A 710-nucleotide genomic window follows, 5' to 3' on the forward strand; every position below is an offset into this window, starting at 1 on the left:
TGATCGTCCGAGATCCTCCAGGCCGTTACTGTCCGCGTTGGCGGGGTCCCCACCACGGCAGTAGCGGCGGAAGGTCGGCAAGCGGTCGGCGGGGAGGTTTCGGTGGCTGCGACTCGCCGTCGTCGCCGTCCCAGCGCCGGCCATATTGGTCGGGCAGGTCACCCCAGCCGAAGTACGGCATCGGCTCGGCAGGCAGACCGCCGAGCGTCTCGAGCGGGTCGATTCGGGACTCGGCGACTGTGCACAGGTGCGCCCAGTCGTCACCGAAGTCGAACAGGTACGCGAACTGGTCGCCGCGGCCCAGCCGACTCAGTTTGGTCCGGTCGCTGTCCGTGCTGCCCTCGGGTGCCTCGCCATCCCACAGTTTGAGCGGCGTGACCTGGGTCTGGTCGGCCAGCGTGAACATGTGCATGTGGGCCAGGTCCCAGCGGGCAAACGCCAGGTCGATCGCGTCAGCCAATTGGGCGAAGGTGTGTGACCGGCTCGCGGCGAAGACCCTGCCGGGTCGAGGCCACAGGTCGATGCCACGACCCGAGACCAGCTCAACCCGTATGGACAGCCAGGTACGCGCCACGCTCACCCTTCCATCGAGAACGGCCCTCTCCGCCTGGAAGGCTACGCAACGTCACCGACACCGGCCCCAGGCAGGGTCAGTGGTTGGGTACGTTCAGCCGTACCTATCTGGGCACCCGAAGTCGTACGCCGACACC

At 67.5% G+C, this 710-nt stretch carries 1 protein-coding gene; it reads right to left on the reverse strand.

Annotated elements, in window-relative coordinates; genetic code table 11:
- Positions 1–25: 25 nt before the first annotated feature.
- Positions 26–580, reverse strand: coding sequence for an IS1096 element passenger TnpR family protein (locus tag Vgi01_RS30345; RefSeq protein ID WP_308441833.1), 555 nt, complete (start codon positions 578–580; stop codon positions 26–28).
- Between the last annotated feature and the right edge of the window lie 130 nt (positions 581–710).

The sequence above is a fragment of the Micromonospora gifhornensis genome, assembly GCF_016863515.1.
In the GTDB taxonomy this organism is placed as follows: Bacteria; Actinomycetota; Actinomycetes; order Mycobacteriales; family Micromonosporaceae; genus Micromonospora; species Micromonospora gifhornensis.